This is a genomic window from Ancylobacter sp. TW_SC_1, assembly GCF_056836805.1.
Window position 1 is genome coordinate 379,252 of sequence record NZ_CM166365.1, and the last position, 15,524, is coordinate 394,775.

At 69.0% G+C, this 15,524-nt stretch carries 16 protein-coding genes; 10 read left to right on the forward strand and 6 right to left on the reverse strand.

From position 1 onward, the window contains the following. Positions 1-121: 121 nt before the first annotated feature. The 4 genes from AC1PZ7_RS01705 to AC1PZ7_RS01720 all read right to left on the reverse strand — a co-directional run bounded on the left by AC1PZ7_RS01705 (position 122) and on the right by AC1PZ7_RS01720 (position 4,422). Positions 122-1,399 carry an extracellular solute-binding protein gene (locus AC1PZ7_RS01705; RefSeq protein ID WP_482357793.1) on the reverse strand — a complete coding sequence of 426 codons (1,278 nt, stop codon included), beginning with the start codon at positions 1,397-1,399 and terminating at the stop codon, positions 122-124. 78 nt (positions 1,400-1,477) lie between these two features. Then, positions 1,478-2,275, reverse strand: a complete 798-nt coding sequence (locus AC1PZ7_RS01710; RefSeq protein WP_482357794.1) for a carbohydrate ABC transporter permease — start codon at positions 2,273-2,275, stop codon at positions 1,478-1,480. Positions 2,276-2,294: 19 nt separating this feature from the next. After that, positions 2,295-3,446 (reverse strand): ABC transporter ATP-binding protein, encoded by a 1,152-nt coding sequence (locus AC1PZ7_RS01715; RefSeq protein WP_482357795.1) that lies wholly within the window; start codon positions 3,444-3,446, stop codon positions 2,295-2,297. Between the two features lie 175 nt (positions 3,447-3,621). Further along, positions 3,622-4,422: an SDR family NAD(P)-dependent oxidoreductase gene (locus AC1PZ7_RS01720; RefSeq protein ID WP_482357796.1), complete on the reverse strand. Its 801-nt coding sequence runs from the start codon at positions 4,420-4,422 to the stop codon at positions 3,622-3,624. A gap of 161 nt (positions 4,423-4,583) precedes the next feature. Between AC1PZ7_RS01720 and AC1PZ7_RS01725 the strand changes: the two genes are divergently transcribed. The 4 genes from AC1PZ7_RS01725 (at position 4,584) to AC1PZ7_RS01740 (ending at position 8,573) form a co-directional block, all read left to right on the forward strand. Next, complete coding sequence (locus tag AC1PZ7_RS01725; protein ID WP_482357797.1) at positions 4,584-5,444, forward strand: DeoR/GlpR family DNA-binding transcription regulator; 861 nt, start codon at positions 4,584-4,586, stop codon at positions 5,442-5,444. 37 nt (positions 5,445-5,481) lie between these two features. Next, on the forward strand, positions 5,482-6,282 hold the full coding sequence (locus tag AC1PZ7_RS01730) for a BtpA family protein (protein ID WP_482357798.1): 801 nt from the start codon (positions 5,482-5,484) through the stop codon (positions 6,280-6,282). Between the two features lie 156 nt (positions 6,283-6,438). Continuing rightward, positions 6,439-7,938: an FGGY-family carbohydrate kinase gene (locus AC1PZ7_RS01735; protein ID WP_482357799.1), complete on the forward strand. Its 1,500-nt coding sequence runs from the start codon at positions 6,439-6,441 to the stop codon at positions 7,936-7,938. Further along, positions 7,935-8,573: an HAD family hydrolase gene (locus AC1PZ7_RS01740; RefSeq protein WP_482357800.1), complete on the forward strand. Its 639-nt coding sequence runs from the start codon at positions 7,935-7,937 to the stop codon at positions 8,571-8,573. Before AC1PZ7_RS01735 ends, AC1PZ7_RS01740 begins: the two co-directional genes overlap by 4 nt. A gap of 8 nt (positions 8,574-8,581) precedes the next feature. Here AC1PZ7_RS01740 and AC1PZ7_RS01745 read toward each other — a convergent pair whose 3' ends face one another. Continuing rightward, positions 8,582-9,043, reverse strand: a complete 462-nt coding sequence (locus AC1PZ7_RS01745; RefSeq protein WP_482357801.1) for an Lrp/AsnC family transcriptional regulator — start codon at positions 9,041-9,043, stop codon at positions 8,582-8,584. A gap of 135 nt (positions 9,044-9,178) precedes the next feature. On the opposite strand from AC1PZ7_RS01745, the gene alr reads away from it, so the two are divergent. The 6 genes from alr (at position 9,179) to AC1PZ7_RS01775 (ending at position 14,714) form a co-directional block, all read left to right on the forward strand. Beyond that, positions 9,179-10,303: an alanine racemase gene (gene alr, locus AC1PZ7_RS01750; protein WP_482357802.1), complete on the forward strand. Its 1,125-nt coding sequence runs from the start codon at positions 9,179-9,181 to the stop codon at positions 10,301-10,303. A 22-nt stretch (positions 10,304-10,325) separates the two neighbouring features. Beyond that, positions 10,326-11,579, forward strand: a complete 1,254-nt coding sequence (locus AC1PZ7_RS01755; protein ID WP_482357803.1) for a D-amino acid dehydrogenase — start codon at positions 10,326-10,328, stop codon at positions 11,577-11,579. A gap of 154 nt (positions 11,580-11,733) precedes the next feature. Then, positions 11,734-12,384: a bifunctional nicotinamidase/pyrazinamidase gene (gene pncA / locus AC1PZ7_RS01760; protein WP_482357804.1), complete on the forward strand. Its 651-nt coding sequence runs from the start codon at positions 11,734-11,736 to the stop codon at positions 12,382-12,384. 38 nt (positions 12,385-12,422) lie between these two features. After that, positions 12,423-13,319 (forward strand): PfkB family carbohydrate kinase, encoded by an 897-nt coding sequence (locus tag AC1PZ7_RS01765; protein WP_482357805.1) that lies wholly within the window; start codon positions 12,423-12,425, stop codon positions 13,317-13,319. Between the two features lie 94 nt (positions 13,320-13,413). Continuing rightward, complete coding sequence (locus AC1PZ7_RS01770) at positions 13,414-13,620, forward strand: ChaB family protein (protein WP_482357806.1); 207 nt, start codon at positions 13,414-13,416, stop codon at positions 13,618-13,620. A gap of 23 nt (positions 13,621-13,643) precedes the next feature. Further along, on the forward strand, positions 13,644-14,714 hold the full coding sequence (locus AC1PZ7_RS01775; RefSeq protein ID WP_482357807.1) for an alpha/beta hydrolase: 1,071 nt from the start codon (positions 13,644-13,646) through the stop codon (positions 14,712-14,714). Between the two features lie 21 nt (positions 14,715-14,735). Here the strand turns inward: AC1PZ7_RS01775 and AC1PZ7_RS01780 are convergent, their stop codons facing one another. Beyond that, on the reverse strand, positions 14,736-15,407 hold the full coding sequence (locus AC1PZ7_RS01780; protein WP_482359542.1) for an LOG family protein: 672 nt from the start codon (positions 15,405-15,407) through the stop codon (positions 14,736-14,738). Between the last annotated feature and the right edge of the window lie 117 nt (positions 15,408-15,524).

The window sequence follows — 15,524 nt, forward strand, 5'->3', positions numbered from 1 at the left end:
GCGTCGTCCGTTCCGTCTTCCGAGCAAAGAGAACCGGCGCGCCAGCCGAAGAGGGGGGTGGCGGGCGCGCCGGATGGCCGGGACTATCCGGGGCTCGTCGGAGAGCGCCCGGCCAATGGCATCACTTGTTGAGAAGCTGGGTCAGGCCGTCGGCGGCCGCCTTCAGCGCCTCCTCGGGCTTGGCCTGGCCGCCCGCCGCCAGCGAGAGCTGGGCGCCGAGCACGTCCTCGTACTGCGCCGAATAGGCGAAGATCGGGAAGGACTTGCCGGAGGCGACGACATCGAGGCCGGTCTTGTAGAAGGGGTACTTCTTCAGCACGGCGGCGTCGTCGAACACGTCCGAGCGCACCGGCGCGTGCCCTTCGAGTGCACGGGCGACCGAGACCTTCTTGCTCTGCACCCACTCGATGAACTTCCAGGCCGCGGCCTTGGACTCGTCCGACGTGTTCTTCGGAATGCCCCAGCCCCAGCCGCCGCTCTCGCCATGGCCGCCGGGCATGACGGCGAGCGCCAGCTTGCCGGCCACCGCCGGGCACTTCTCGGCATTGTCGAGCTGCGGCAGCATCCACCAATAGGTGACCATGCTGAACGCCTGGCCGGCGCACATCAGACGCATCGTGTCGTCGAGCGTCGCCGACAGGGCACCCTGCTGCGCGCCGTTCTGCACGTTGTCGGCATAGAGCTTCAGCGCGGTCAGGCCCTCGGGGCTGTTCAGCGCCACCTTGCGGCCGGCGTCGAGATAGGCGCCGCCGGCGGAGAACAGATAGTTGGAGAACTCCATGGCGTTCGGGTCGCCGCGCTGGCCCTGCATGGCGGCGCCGACCACGCCGGTATTCGCCTTGAAGAACTTGGACAGCACGACATAGTCGGCGAGGCTCGACGGCAGGGCGAGTTCCTTGCCGGTCTTGGCCTTGAAGTCGGCCTGGATCTTGGGGTCGTTCAGCAGGTCGGTGCGGTAGATCAGGCCCATCGAGTAATTGTACATGGGCAGGATCGGCGTCGCGTCCTTGGTCTGGCCGAGCAGGTCCAGCATGGACGGGATGAAGGGCTTCAGGTCGAAGCCGGACTTGGCGATATAGGGGTTGAGGTCTTCCAGCCAGCCGGCGGCGGGGAACTCGCCGGCCCACAGGAAGTCGACCTCGAGCAGATTGTAGTAGCTCTCCGGCGAGACGAGCTGGGCGACCAGCTTGTCGTGCATGTCGCCATAGCCGATCTTCTCGAACTCGACCTTGATGCCGGTCTCCTTCTCGAAGTCCGGCAGCAGCTTCTCGATGATCTGGGTCTCCGGCACGTCCTCCATGAGGGCGCGCAGGGTGACGTTCTGGGCGAAGGCCGGGCCGGCCGCCGCTAGCAATGTGGCGCCGAGCAGGGCCGCCTTGAGGCTACGCTTCAACTGCATCTCGTTCTCCTGTTCCTCTGGTGCGGGCTTTGCCCGCCTTGTTGGCGCACGCCCGGGCGGGCGCGGCAGAAAGAACCGTCACTTCACGCTGCCGAAGGTCAGCCCCTGGACGATGAAGCGCTGGATGAAGCGGGAGGCGATCACCAGCGGCAGCACGGCCAGCACCACGCCGGCCGAGACCTTGGCGATCTGCACGCCGTTCGACGTCTGGAGCGCGGCCAGCGCCACCGGCACGGTCGCGGTCTGCGGACCGCTCAGCACCAGCGCGAACAGGAACTCGTTCCAGGTGAGGATGAAGCCGAGCACGCCGGCCGCGGCGATGCCGGGCAGCGAGACCGGCAGCACGATGCGCCAGAAGGCGCCCCAGGCGGTGGCCCCGTCGGTCTGCGCCGCCCATTCCAGATCGACCGGGATGCCCTCGAAGAAGCCCATCAGGATCCAGATCAGGAAGGGCAGGTTCACCGCCGCGTAGACGATGATGAGGCCGGTCAGCGAATTGGTGAGCCCCACCGTGCGCAGCAGCGCGAAGGCTGGCAGCACGATCGCCACCGGCGGCAGCATCTGCGTGGCCAGCACGGCGAAGCGCCCGCCGCGCCCGCCGGTCTTGAAGCGGGCGAAGGCGTAGCCGGTCATCGCCGCGAAGGGCAGCGCCACGACGACCGAGCCGAAGGCGACGATCAGGCTGTTGAGATAGGACTGGCCGTAGCGGGTGGAGGTGAACAGCGCGACATAGTTGTCGAGCGTCACGGCCGGCATCAGCTCCGGGGAGTAGGACAGGTGTTCCGGCAGCAGGCTGGTGCGCACCACCCAGAACAGGGGCAGGAGGATGACGGCGCAGGTCAGCACGAGACCCAGGTGAAGTGCGACGCGCCGCATGGCCGACCCTCCGCTCCGTTCAGGATTTGACGAAGCGGAGGGTGGGACGCGGAAAGGCCCGCGTCGTCTCCGGATCGAACAGGTGCATGGGGCGCGGGTCGAGATAGAGCGGCACGCTCGCTCCTACCGGCGCGGTGAAATGGCGCGACAGGCGGGCGGCGATCTCCACCGGCTTCGTGTCCCCTTTGGCGCTGCCCTGCGCGTCGGCGAGCTGGCCGACGAGGATGTTCTCGACCCCCAGCGCCTCCATCGCCACGACGGTGACGTCGATGCGCACGAAGCCCGGCTGCGGCGCCTCGTGCAGATCCTCCGGGCGCAGGCCGAAGATGACGTCGCGTCCGTTGACCGGCGCATAGGCGGCGCGGTGCATGTCGGGAACCGGAACGCGGAAGCCATCGCCGATCACCAGGAGGCCGTCGCCCTTCACTTCCAGCCGGGCCGGCACGAGGTTCATCGGCGGCGTGGCGAGGAAGCGGGCGACGAAGGTGTCGACCGGGTCGGCATAGACGTCCAGCGGCTTGCCGACCTGGATCATGCGGCCGTCGCGCATGATGCAGATGCGGTCGCCCATGGTCATCGCCTCGACCTGGTCATGCGTGACATGGACGATGGTGCGCCCCAGCCGACGGTGCAGCTTCACCAGTTCGAGCCGCATCTCCGCGCGCAGCTGCGCGTCGAGATTGGACAGCGGCTCGTCGAGCAGGAAGGCGACCGGATCGCGCACGATGGCGCGCCCCAGCGCGACGCGCTGGCGCTGGCCTCCCGACAGCGCGGCGGGCTTGCGGTCGAGATAGGGGGCGAGGCCGAGAAGGCCGGCGGCATCGCGGATCTTCTCCTCGATGACCGACCTGGCCACGCCGCGCATCTTCAGGCCGAAGCCCATATTGTCGCGCACGCTCATATGCGGGTAGAGCGCGTAGGACTGGAAGACGACGGCGATGTTGCGGTCGCGCGGGGCGACGTTGTTGACGCTGCGCCCGCCGATGCGCAGATCGCCGGAGGAGATGCTCTCCAACCCCGCGATCATGCGCAGCGTCGTCGATTTCCCGCAGCCCGAGGGGCCGAGGAAGATCACGAACTCGCCTTCTCCGATGGTGAGGTCGACGTCACGCACGCCATAGGCGCCGTTGGCGTAGAGCTTGGAGACATGATCGAGCTCGATCGACGACATCAGAAATCCTCTGCGCGGGACCGGAGTGTCCCGTCGCGCGGGGCATGGCGGAGAGCGTGCGCCCCACCGGCCTGCCGACAGCGTGCGGATAGTAGTGGAACAAATTCGAACATCGCAAGCACTAAATCGAACGAACCATTTCTCGAACCGGTCACGTTCGCACAGACCCTCATCGTCAGGTCGTGTAGACGCCGCCCGTCACATTGATGCCCTGCCCGGTCATGAAGCGCGCCTGCTCCGAACACAGGAAGACGACCACGTCGGCAACGTCCTCCGGCCCTTCCAGCCGCCCGAGCGGGGTCTGCGCGATATAGTCGGCGACCACCTGCTCCGGGCTGACCTGGCGCAGCGTGGCTTCCCACTGCACCTCGCGCGACTGCATGCCCGTCGCGACGAAGCCGGGGCAGACGGCATTGACGCGGATGCCCCGGGGCGCCAGCTCGCGGGCGAGCGCCTGGGTCCAGCCGAGCACGGCGAATTTCGAGGCCGAGTAATGCGCCAGGAACGGCGCCCCGACCTTGGCGGCCAGCGAGGCGGTGTTGACGATGCAGCCCTTGCCCTGCGCCACGAAGTGCCGGGCGACGATCTGGTTGGTCAGGAACACGCCGCGGGTGTTGACGTCGAAGTTGAAGTCCCACTCCTCGTCGGTCAGTTCCAGTGCCGCCTGCATGGTGGACACGCCCGCATTGGCGACGAGGAGGTCACAGCCGCCGAGCCCGTCGAGCACCTGTGCGAAGGCGGCCTCGACCGAGGCGCGCTTGCGCACATCCACCGTCACCGCGATGGCGCCGCCGCCGATCGCGGTGGCCGCGTCCCCGGCCGCCGCCGGGTTGATGTCGCCGATCGCGACCCGCACGCCCTGCCGCGTCAATGCGGTGGCGATGGCCCGCCCGATGCCGGTCGCCGCGCCGGTGACGAAGGCCAGGCGGCCGGCGAGTTCGGGATAAACGGGCGTAGGGGCATGGGTCGGAATCATGCGCGGCTCCTCATGTTCATGCCGCAGCTTATCCAAACATGATCGCACATAAAGACAAATCTGATGTTTGATCTTGTTCGTTTGATGCGCTAGACAGGAGTCGCCGACCGGCCGCGAATCCGTTCATCTCCGAGGGATCCGCGATCAGGCAGGGTGGAACGATGGTCGACGACGTGTCTTTCCGGGAAAAATCCGTGGCCGAGCCGGCATCCGGCGAGGACCGCCAGCGCATGCTCTCGCATGTGCGCCATGCCCGCATCCTCGACCAGCTCAACCTGTCGGGCTCGATCGGCGTGACCGCCATCGCCGCCGAGCTCGGCGTGTCCGACATGACCATCCGCCGCGATCTACTCGAACTCGAGCGCGAAGGCCGGCTGGTGCGCGTGCATGGCGGCGCCGTGCTGGCCGACGCCCCGGCCAGCGTCGCGATGGACAGCGAGGAGCCGCGCTTCGATGCGCGCCTGCGTCGCGGCAGCGACGCCAAGGGCGCCATCGCCGCCCATGCCGCCAGCCTGATCGCGGGCTACCGCACCGTCGCCGTCGATGTCGGCACCACCACCTATCTGATGGCCGGCCATCTGCGCGATGCCGACCACGTCAAGGTCTTCACCAACAGCCTGCGCGTCTCCGCCCTGCTCGATGGCGGCGCGCCCGAGGTCTACGTGGCTGGCGGGCGCGTGCGCCCGGAGGAAATGTCCGTGTGGGGGCCGACCGCCATCGCCCAGTTCGAGAAGCTGTGGTTCGACGTCGCGGTGCTCGGCACCTCCGGCATCACCGCCGAGGGCTTCTTCGACTATTCCTTCGAGGACACCGACATGAAGCGCGTCTATCTGCGCCGGTCGGGCCTGCGCATCCTGCTGTGCGACAGTGCCAAGTTCCAGCGCATGTCGCTCGTCCAGGTCGGCACGCTCGCCGACATCAACATGCTGATCACCGACGCCGAGCCGCCGCCGCGCATCGCCGCGGCGCTCGCCGCCGCGCGCGTCGATGTGCGCATCGCGCCCCCGGCCGCCGGACATTGACGCGCCCCCGGGCCCCGTCCCTCAAGGAGTAGTTGGAATGGTATTCGAGTGTTTCGGCGACAAGAAGAAGGTCGTCATCGCTATGGCCCATATCGGGGCCCTCCCGGGCGCACCGCTCTATGACGCCGATGGCGGGCTCGACAAGCTGATCGAGGGCGTGCTGGCCGATGTGGAGAAGCTGCAGGCCGGCGGCGTCGACGCCATCATGTTCGGCAACGAGAACGACCGTCCGTATGTCTTCAAGGGCTCGCCCGCCAGCGTCGCCGCCATGTCGGCCATTGTGCAGGCGGTGAAGCCGCAGCTGAAGGTGCCGTTCGGCGTGAACTATCTGTGGGACCCGGCGGCCAGCGTCTCCATCGGCGCCGTCTCCGGCGCCTCCTTCGTGCGCGAGATCTTCACCGGCCTGTTCGCCTCCGACATGGGATTGTGGGAGCCGAACGCCGCCGAGGCGGCGCGCCTGCGCCACGACCTGCGGCGCGACGACATGAAGCTGCTGTTCAACATCAACGCCGAGTTCGCCCATTCGCTGGACCAGCGCCCGATCGAGCTGCGCGCCAAGAGCGCCGTCTTCTCCTCGCTCGCCGACGCCATCCTCGTCTCCGGCCCGCTCACCGGCCAGCCGGCCGACCAGTCGCATCTGCGCAGCGTCGCCGAGACGGTCCGCGACGTGCCGGTGTTCGCCAATACCGGCGTCAACATCGACAATATCCGCGACATCTTCTCGATCGCCTCGGGCGTCGTCATCGGCACCCATTTCAAGGTCGGCGGCAACACCTGGAACCCTGTCGAGGCGGCGCGCGTGTCGCGCTTCATGGACGTCGTGAATTCCATCCGCTGACCGCTCGCCGTCATCCCGGACCGGCCCCAGGCCGGAGCCGGGATCGCGGCCCGCTTAAAGTTCGGTACACGATCCCGGCTCGGCGGCTTCGCCGCCGTCCGGGATGACGACTTTCTCTGCTTACACTTGCCCATCGCCCCCAAGAGGCTCCCCACGATGAGCTGCGTTCTCGGCCTCGACATCGGCACCACCTCGACCATCGGCCTGCTGCTGCGGCTGCCGGGGGAGATTCTCGGCGTCGTCTCGCGGCCGGTGACGCTGGTCTCCAGGCATGCCGGCTGGGCGGAGGAGGACCCCGCGGAATGGTGGACGAACGTGTGCGCCATCACCCGCGAGCTGATCGACACGGCCGGCATCGACCCGGCCGAGATCGCCGGCGTCGGCGTCACCGGCATGCTGCCGGCCGTCGTGCTGCTGGACGAAGAGGGCCGGCTCCTGCGCCCCTCCATCCAGCAGAGCGACGGGCGCTGCGGCGCGGAAGTCGCCGAACTGCGCGACGAGCGCGACGAGGCGGCCTTCATCGCCAAGGCCGGCAACGGCATCAACCAGCAGCTGGTTACCGCCAAGCTGCGCTGGATCGCCCGCCATGAGCCGGACGTGTTCGCCCGCATCGCGACGGTGTTCGGCTCCTATGACTATGTGAACTGGCGGCTCACCGGCGAACGCGCGGTCGAGCAGAACTGGGCGCTGGAGGCCGGCTTCGTCGACGTGGCAAGCCACGCCATCGACGACGACCTCGTGGCCTGGGCGCGCATTCCGCGCGACGCCGTCCCGCGCAAGACGGCCTCCCACGAGGTGATGGGCCATGTCTCGGCCGAGGGCGCGGCGCAGAGCGGCCTGGCCGTCGGCACGCCGGTGATCGGCGGCGCGGCCGACATGATCGCCTCGGCGCTCGGCGCCGGCGTGACCCAGCGCGGCGACATCCTGCTGAAATTCGGCGGCGCCATCGACATTCTCGTCGCCACCGACCAGGTGAAGCCCGACCCGCGGCTTTATCTCGACTACCACCTCATTCCCGGCCTCTACATGCCCAATGGCTGCATGGCGACCGGCGGCTCCGGCCTCAACTGGTTCGTGCGCAACTTCGCCGGCGGCGAGGCGGCGGCTGCCGAGAAGGCCGGGCTCAGCCTGCACCAGCACCTCGACCGGCTGGCGGCCGAGCGCCCGGCCGGCGCCGACGGGCTGACCGTGCTCCCCTATTTCCTCGGCGAGAAGACGCCGATCCACGACCCCGCCGCGCGCGGCGTGGTCGACGGGCTCACCCTGTCGCACGACATCGGCCATGTCTGGCGGGCGCTGCTGGAAGGCTATGCCTATGCCTGCGCCCACCATGTCGAGGTGCTGCGCGACATGGGCCATGAAGCCAGCCGCGTCATGGTGTCGGATGGCGGCTCGAATTCGCGCGTGTGGATGCAGATCATCGCCGACGTGCTGCAGCAGCCGGTGCACCGGCTGAAGGGCCATCCCGGCTCCTCGCTCGGCGCGGCCTGGACGGCGGCGGTCGGCATCGGCGCCGCCGAATGGGCTGGCATCTCCCGCTTCGTCCGGCAGGACGAGACGCTGCGGCCCGAACCCGCCCATGCCGCGACCTACGCAGCCGGCTACCGACGCTACCGCGACCTCTACCGCCGCCTCGCCGGAAGGGGCGCGGCGTGAGCGCCACCCGGCTGCGCGCCGTCGCCTGGGACATCGACGGCACGCTGATCGACAGCGAGCCGCTGCATCATCGGGCGCTGCTCGCCGCCTGCCGATCGCTCGGCGCCGACCTTTCCGACCTGCCGGACCAGGCTTTCCGCGGCATTCATATGGGCGATGTGTGGAAGCAGGTCTCGCCCCGCCTGCCGGCCGAGGTCGCCGAGGCGGAATGGGTGGCGCGCATAAATGCGCATTACGTCGACAACCGCGACAGCCTGATCGCCCTGCCCGGCGCGGTCGCCACCATCCATGCGCTGGCGAAGCGCGGCGTGCCGCAGGTCTGCGTCTCCAATTCGAACCGCAGCGTGGTGGACGCCAACATCGCCGCGCTCGGCATCGCCGACGTCCTCGCCTTCTCGCTCAGCCTCGACGATGTCGATTGCGGCAAGCCCGATCCCGAACCCTATCGCCGCGCCTATACGCGGCTCGGCCTTCCCCCCGAAACGGTCGCCGCCGTCGAGGACAGCCGCTCGGGCGCGCTGTCGGCCCGCGCCGCCGGCCTCTATGTCGTCGGCTATACGCCGAGCGGCGGCGGCTTCGGAAATGTCGACCTCGAGATCGACCACCTCGAAAACCTGCTGACGCTGTTTTCCTGAAGGACGACCTATTTCGGCCGGCGGCGGGTGGCGAGCACGTTGCGGATCGAAAAGCTGGAGTGGATGCGCAGCACGCCCGGCAGCGTCGAGAGAATTTCCGTGTGGATGCGTTCGAACTCGGCGGCGTTTTCCACTTCGACCCGCAGCAGGTAATCCGAGCCGCCGGTCATCAGATAGCACTCCTGTATCTCCGGGTGCCGGCGCACCGCATTCTCGAAGCGGGTGAGATAATCCTCGGTCTGCCGCTCCAGCGTGATGTTGATGATCACCGCCATCGCCGCCTCGCGGGCGGAGTGGTCCACCAGGGCCGTGTAGCCGCGAATGACGCCGCCATGCTCCATCAGCTTGATGCGGCGCAGACAGGTCGAGGCGGACAGTCCGACCTCCTCGGCGATCCGGGCGGTGGGCATGCGCGCGTCGAGACGCAGCAGGCGCAGGATATTGCGGTCGATGGGGTCGAGCGCGCTCATGATCGTTCCTTCGAAAACTTCGACGATCCTCGCATGAAAAGGTATTCATTGAAAATCTTGCGCACGAATCGCCCACCAAATGCATGATCACTGCATTATGATTCACAACCGTTCGGCAAGCCGCGAGGACGGGTGATGTTCGGCGAGATTTCGGAACGGCAGCAGCAGGTGATCGACACGGCGCCCGGCGTCCTGACCGTTGATCTTTCCGCCCTCGCTGCCAATTACCGGCTGCTGTGCCAGCGCGCCGGAGCGGCGCGGGTGGCGGGCGTGGTCAAGGCGGACGCCTACGGCCTCGGCGCCATGCGCGTGGCACCCGCACTTCACGCCGCCGGATGCCGGAATTTCTTCGTCGCCCAATTCGCCGAGGCGCTGGCCCTGAAGCCGGCTCTCGGCGCCGACGCGCAGCTCTATGTGCTGAACGGCCTGCAGCCGGGAGCCGAGCGCCTGTGCGCCGATGCCGGCATCGTCCCGGTGCTCAACAGCCTCGAACAGATCGACAACTGGTCGCGTGTCGCCCGGGCCTGCGCCGTCGCGCTCCCCGCCCTGCTGCAGTTCGACACCGGCATGTCGCGCCTTGGCCTGTCGCCGGAGGATGAAGCGGCGCTGGCGGCGGCACCGGAGCGGCTGGCCGGCGTGCGTGTGCTCGGGGTGATGAGCCACCTCGCCTGCGCCGACGATCCCTTGAACGCACAGAACGCCGACCAGCTCGCCGCGATGCGACGCGTCGCGCAGGGCTTTCCGGGGGCCGCACTGAGCTTCGCCAATTCCGGCGGCATCTTTCTCGGGCCGGACTATCAGGGCGCGCTGGTGCGCCCCGGCATCGCGCTCTATGGCGGTGCGCCGACCGGCAACGTCGCCAATCCGATGGCGCCGGTGGTGCGGCTCGACGTGCGGGTGATCCAGACCCGCACCGTGCCGGCAGGCACCCGCATCGGCTATGGCGGGGTACATGTGACAAACGCCGAGCGCCGGCTCGCCACCCTTGCCGCCGGCTATGCCGACGGGCTGCCGCGCAGCCTGAGCGATCGCGGCGCCGCCTATGCCGGCGCGATCCGCCTGCCCATTGTCGGCCGCGTCTCCATGGACAGCCTCACCATCGACATCACGGCGCTGCCGCCGGGCGCGCTCGGCCTCGGCAGCCTGGTCGAGCTCATCGGCCCGCACCAGACGCTGGATGCGCTTGCCAGCGATGCCGGCACCATCTCCTATGAAATACTCACCGGCCTCGGGACGCGCTTCCATCGCGTCTATCGCTGACCGGAACGACAGGACAACACGCATGAAGATCGTCGTTCTCGGCGCCGGGGTGATCGGCGTCACCTCGGCCTATTATCTTGCCAAAGCCGGTCATGACGTGACGGTGCTGGACCGCCAGCCCGGCCCGGCACTGGAAACCAGCCATGCCAATGCCGGTGAGGTCTCGCCTGGCTATTCCTCGCCCTGGGCGGCGCCGGGCATCCCGCTCAAGGCGCTGAAATGGCTGTTCATGAAACGCGCCCCGCTGGTCATCCGGCCGATGGCGGACCTCGCCACCTGGCGCTGGATGGTCGCCATGCTCGGCAACTGTACCGAGGCCCGCTACACGCTGAACAAGGGCCGGATGGTGCGGATCGCCGAATACAGCCGCGACTGCCTGATCAAGCTGCGCGCCGAAACCGGCATTTCCTATGACGAGCGCATGCAGGGCACGCTGCAGGTGTTCCGCACGCAGAAGCAGCTCGACGGCATCGGCAAGGATATCGAGGTGCTTGCCGCCGACGGCGTGCCCTTCGAGGTGCTCGACCGCGCCGGCTGCGTCGCCGCCGAGCCCGGCCTCGCCGCCTCGGCGCATAGGATCGTCGGCGGGCTGCGCCTGCCGACCGACGAGACCGGCGACTGCTTCAAGTTCACCAACGCGCTGGCGACGCTCTGCGAAGGGCTGGGCGTGCGCTTCCGCTACGGCGTCGACATACGCGGCCTCAAGCTCTCCGGCGGGCGGATCGAGGCCGTCGCGACGGCTGGCGGCGACGTCGCCGCCGATATCTTCGTCGCCGCGCTCGGCAGCTACGCCCCGGCGCTGCTCGCCCCGCTCGGACTCCGGCTGCCGATCTACCCGGTGAAGGGCTATTCGCTGACCGTGCCGATCGTCGATGAGGCCCGCGCGCCGGTCTCCACGGTGATGGACGAGACCTACAAGGTCGCCATCACCCGGCTGGGGGACCGCATCCGCATCGGCGGCCTGGCGGAGATCGCCGGCTTCAACCTCGACCTGCCGCCCGCCCGCCGCGCGACACTGGAACATTCGGTCGAGGAGCTGTTCGGCGGTGCCGGCGACCAGAGCCGGGCCAGCTTCTGGACCGGGCTGCGGCCGATGACGCCGGATGGCACGCCGATCATCGGGCCGACGCGCTACGCCAATCTGTTCCTCAATGGCGGGCACGGCACGCTCGGCTGGACCATGTCCTGCGGTTCGGGACGCGTGCTCGCCGATCTGGTCAGCGGGCGTACGCCCGATATCGAGGCCGCCGACCTCGCGCTCGCGCGCTACCGGTGACGCCTGTGCCGCGTGCATCCGCAACGATGCGCGCGGCTGACCACAGAACTTTGTCCCGCGCCCCTTGATCGCGCCGCGCCGGCTCTACACAAGTCGACGGCGAGGATTAAACTCGCTGCCGAGACGACAGCGTCTCGTCTGGAACGACGGCGCCATGATCTTGACCGAAGACTTCTCACCTCGCCGCGGCGACGTCCTGCTCGTGGTCGACATCCAGAACGACTTCTGTCCCGGTGGCCGGCTCGCCGTGCCGCACGGCGGCGAGATCGTGCCGGTGATCAACGCGCTCGCCCGGCGCTTCGCGCATGTGGTGCTGACGCAGGACTGGCACCCGCCCGACCACCTGTCCTTCGTCTCCTCCCACGCCGATGCCCGGCCGTTCGAGACGATCGACGTCGATTACGGGGCGCAGATCCTGTGGCCCGACCATTGCGTGCAGGGCACGCACGGCGCCGCCTTCCACGACGATCTCGACATCCCGCATGCCGAGCTGGTGCTGCGCAAGGGCTACCACCCCGCCATCGATTCCTACTCGGCCTTCTACGAGAACGACCGCCGCACACCGACCGGCCTCGCCAGCTATCTGCGCGAGCGCGCCATGCGCCGGGTGTTCCTCGCCGGCCTCGCCTTCGATTTCTGCGTCCGCTATTCGGCCGAGGATGCCCGGCGGGTCGGCTTCGAGGTGGTGGTGATCGAGGACGCCTGCCGCAGCATCGATGTCGAAGGCTCGGCCGAGACGGCGCGCGCGCAGTTCCGCAAGCTCGGCATCGCCTGCGTGCCGGCCGACGCCATCGGTGGCCCGTAGCCGCCGCGCGGCGAATTCCTGGGAGAAGGCGTCGCCTCATGGCACATGTGCTGGTCGTCGGCAGCGTCAATCTCGACCGTGTCTGGCGGCTCGACGCTCCGCTGCGCGCCGGCGCGCGGCTGACCCATGAAGGAATGACGCCGCGCTGCGGCGGCGGCGGTTTCAACACCGGGGCGACGCTTCTGGCGCTCGGCCACCGCGTGAGCCTGGCCGCGACGCTGTCGACCGATGCCGCCGGCCGCGCCTGCCTCGACCGGCTCGAAGCCATGGGTTTCGACCTGCGGCATGTGCGCTTCAGCGAGGCGCCGACCGCACCGCTGGAGATTCTCGTCGACCCGACCGGCGAACGGACGATCATCGCGCCGGTCGCCACCGAGCTGCGCACCGTCACCGCCTTGCCGCCGATCGCCGTCGACATCGCCTATGTCAACGTCCGGCGGGCGCAGACGGACCTGCTCGCCGAGCTGGCGGGCCGCACCCGCGTCGTGGCGCAGCTGCCGCTCGAGAAAAGCGAGCGGCGCCCGGCCGAGGTGCTGATCGCCTCCGTGTCGGACCATGCACTTTTCGCCGGCGCCGACGCCTTCGCGCAGGCGCGGGAGATCGGTGGGGCCGCGCTGGCGGCCCTGGTGATGACGGACGGCGCGAATCCCGTGCAGCTCATCGACGCGGGCGGCCGGACCGGCGTGCCCGTCGTGCCGCTGGCGGCACCGGGCGACACGAAAGAGATTGGCGACACGAAAGAGGGTGGCGACACGACGGGGGCGGGCGACGCCTTCGCCGCCGGCTTCATCGATGGTTGCCTGCGCGGCACCTCGGTGACGGCAGCGGCACGGCGCGGCACGGAGATCGCCGGGCGCTTCCTCGCCGATCGCGGCGCGCTCTGGGCCAATCCGCCGCTGCGCCTGTCGTCGGAGCTGCGGACCGAAGGCGGCTGACCTTCGTCAAGGGCGGCGGCGCAAGCTCTGCTATGATGGTCTCTGTGCGCGTCAGGCCGTTGCGGCCGGACGCGGCCCGCTGCGGAGCATGGCCATGCCTTACGCCAGCAATGCGGATCTGCCCCCGCCGGTACGGGCGCATCTGCCCGGCCATGCGCAGGACATCTATCGTGAGGCGTTCAACCACGCTTTCGCCACCCATACCGGCGAGAGCGACCGTGAGGAGCGGGCCCACCGCATCGCCTGGGCGGCAGTGAAGCGCTCCTACGTTAGGGATGGCGAACACTGGGTTCCACGCTGAACCCGCCCGCAGGGAGGATGCCGATGCCCCACGCCGCGCCCCAACCCGATCCTGACCCGCTCGTCGGCCTGCGCGCATCGCAACGCGCCGCCATTGAGCAATGGCGCGGCCTGCAGGCGCGCGCGCTCGACCTGTTCGGCTATGGCGTCCATGAATGCGCTTATGACGTGGTGGCCTGCGGCCCGCGCTGGCGGCTGCGGCGCTACCGGGGCGAGGCGACGGGCGCGCCGCTGCTGATGGTCCCGGCGCCGATCAAGCGGGCCTATATCTGGGACCTGACACCGGCCGTCAGCGCGGTCCGCTTCTGCCTCGACCGCCGGCTGGACGTCCATCTGCTCGAATGGCTGCCACCGCCGGACGGGCATGACGGAATCGAGGCGCATGCACAGGCCATACTGACAGCCGGCGCGGCGATCGCGACCGAGACCGCCGGCGGCCCGCCGGTCGTGCTCGGCCATTCGCTCGGCGGCCCGCTCGCCGCCATCGCCTGCGCGCTGGAGCCCACATTCGCCCGCGGACTGGTGCTGCTGGCGGCGCCGCTGAGCTTCGAGCCGGGATCCAGCCCGTTTCGCGACATCGTCGTCGCGCAGCCGGACCGGGTGTCGCAGGACGACACCGTTCCCGGCGCGCAGTTCTCGCAATCCTGCGCCATGCTCTCGCCCGGCACCTTCCTGTGGTCGCGCTGGGCCGACGGCGCGCTCAGCCTCGCCGATCCGGCGGCACTCGGGCTGCATATGCGCATCGAGCGCTGGGCGCTGGACGAGATGCCGCTGCCCGGCCGGCTGGTGCACGAGATCGTCGAATGGCTGTACCGGGAGAACCGATTCGCGCGCGGCACGCTCGCCCTCCGTGGCCGCGCGCTCGGGCCGCAGGACCTTCGCGTTCCCACCCTCGCCGTGGTGAACGCCGCCGACGAGATCGGACCGCGCGCGGCGGTCGAACCCTTCCTCGCGCGGATGGCCGGCTCCACCGGCATCATCGAGAACCCGGTGGAGATCGGCGTCGGGCTCCAGCACCTCGCCATCCTCGCCGGCCGCCAGGCCCATGCGCAGACCTGGCCGAGGATCGCCGACTGGATCGCCGCCCGCGCCTGAACGCCTCGATGGGGGGCGGGATCAGGAGCGCGGCTTGAGACCGCAGGCGATGAGCCGCGCCCAGATATCCTCGGCGGTATCGGCGAACTGGAACAGCTCGCATTCCTGCGCGCTGACCATGCCGTTCTCGACCAGCGCCGGGAAATTGATCACCGAACGCCAATAGGCCTCATCGAACAGCACGATGCCGACCGGCGGCGCCTTGCCTGTGACACGCAGGTTGAGGATCTCGAACAGCTCGTCCAGCGTGCCGAAGCCGCCGGGGAACACCACCAGCGCGTTCGCCCGCATGGCCAGATGCATCTTGCGCATCGCGAAATAGTGGAAGCGGAAGGTGAGCTGCGGCGTGGTGTAGGGATTGGGCTCCTGCTCGTGCGGCAGGCTGACGTTGAAGCCGATGCTCGGTGCCGCCGCCTCGAACGCCCCGCGATTGGCGGCCTCCATCAGGCCGGGCCCGCCGCCGGTGGCGATCACATTGTCCCGGTAGCCGCCATCGGCGACCTCGAGCGCGCCGCCGCGCTCGGAGGCGATGCGGCCGAAGGTGCGGGCCTGCTCATAGAGGAAGGGCTGGCGGCCGGGGCCGTTGGCGCGCACCCGCGCCGAGCCGAACACCACGATGGTCGAGCGGATGCGCCAGCGCCGGAGCTCCTCCTCCGGCTTGGCGTATTCGAGCATGAAGCGCACCCCGCGCATCGAATCGCCGAGGATGAAATCCTCGTCGCGCGCGGCCAGCCGGTAGCTCGGATGCGCCAGCCTGCCGTTTTCCGGCCCGTCCTTTTCCACGTCGCTGCTTCTCCCGTTCGCGCCGAT

Bases quoted from the DNA above. Each gene is read 5' to 3' on its own strand.
- AC1PZ7_RS01705 (WP_482357793.1), bottom strand. From the start codon at position 1,399: ATGCAGTTGAAGCGTAGCCTCAAGGCGGCCCTGCTCGGCGCCACATTG.
- AC1PZ7_RS01710 (WP_482357794.1), bottom strand. From the start codon at position 2,275: ATGCGGCGCGTCGCACTTCACCTGGGTCTCGTGCTGACCTGCGCCGTC.
- AC1PZ7_RS01715 (WP_482357795.1), bottom strand. From the start codon at position 3,446: ATGTCGTCGATCGAGCTCGATCATGTCTCCAAGCTCTACGCCAACGGC.
- AC1PZ7_RS01720 (WP_482357796.1), bottom strand. From the start codon at position 4,422: ATGATTCCGACCCATGCCCCTACGCCCGTTTATCCCGAACTCGCCGGC.
- AC1PZ7_RS01725 (WP_482357797.1), top strand. From the start codon at position 4,584: ATGGTCGACGACGTGTCTTTCCGGGAAAAATCCGTGGCCGAGCCGGCA.
- AC1PZ7_RS01730 (WP_482357798.1), top strand. From the start codon at position 5,482: ATGGTATTCGAGTGTTTCGGCGACAAGAAGAAGGTCGTCATCGCTATG.
- AC1PZ7_RS01735 (WP_482357799.1), top strand. From the start codon at position 6,439: ATGAGCTGCGTTCTCGGCCTCGACATCGGCACCACCTCGACCATCGGC.
- AC1PZ7_RS01745 (WP_482357801.1), bottom strand. From the start codon at position 9,043: ATGAGCGCGCTCGACCCCATCGACCGCAATATCCTGCGCCTGCTGCGT.
- alr (WP_482357802.1), top strand. From the start codon at position 9,179: ATGTTCGGCGAGATTTCGGAACGGCAGCAGCAGGTGATCGACACGGCG.
- AC1PZ7_RS01755 (WP_482357803.1), top strand. From the start codon at position 10,326: ATGAAGATCGTCGTTCTCGGCGCCGGGGTGATCGGCGTCACCTCGGCC.
- pncA (WP_482357804.1), top strand. From the start codon at position 11,734: ATGATCTTGACCGAAGACTTCTCACCTCGCCGCGGCGACGTCCTGCTC.
- AC1PZ7_RS01765 (WP_482357805.1), top strand. From the start codon at position 12,423: ATGGCACATGTGCTGGTCGTCGGCAGCGTCAATCTCGACCGTGTCTGG.
- AC1PZ7_RS01770 (WP_482357806.1), top strand. From the start codon at position 13,414: ATGCCTTACGCCAGCAATGCGGATCTGCCCCCGCCGGTACGGGCGCAT.
- AC1PZ7_RS01775 (WP_482357807.1), top strand. From the start codon at position 13,644: ATGCCCCACGCCGCGCCCCAACCCGATCCTGACCCGCTCGTCGGCCTG.
- AC1PZ7_RS01780 (WP_482359542.1), bottom strand. From the start codon at position 15,407: ATGCGCGGGGTGCGCTTCATGCTCGAATACGCCAAGCCGGAGGAGGAG.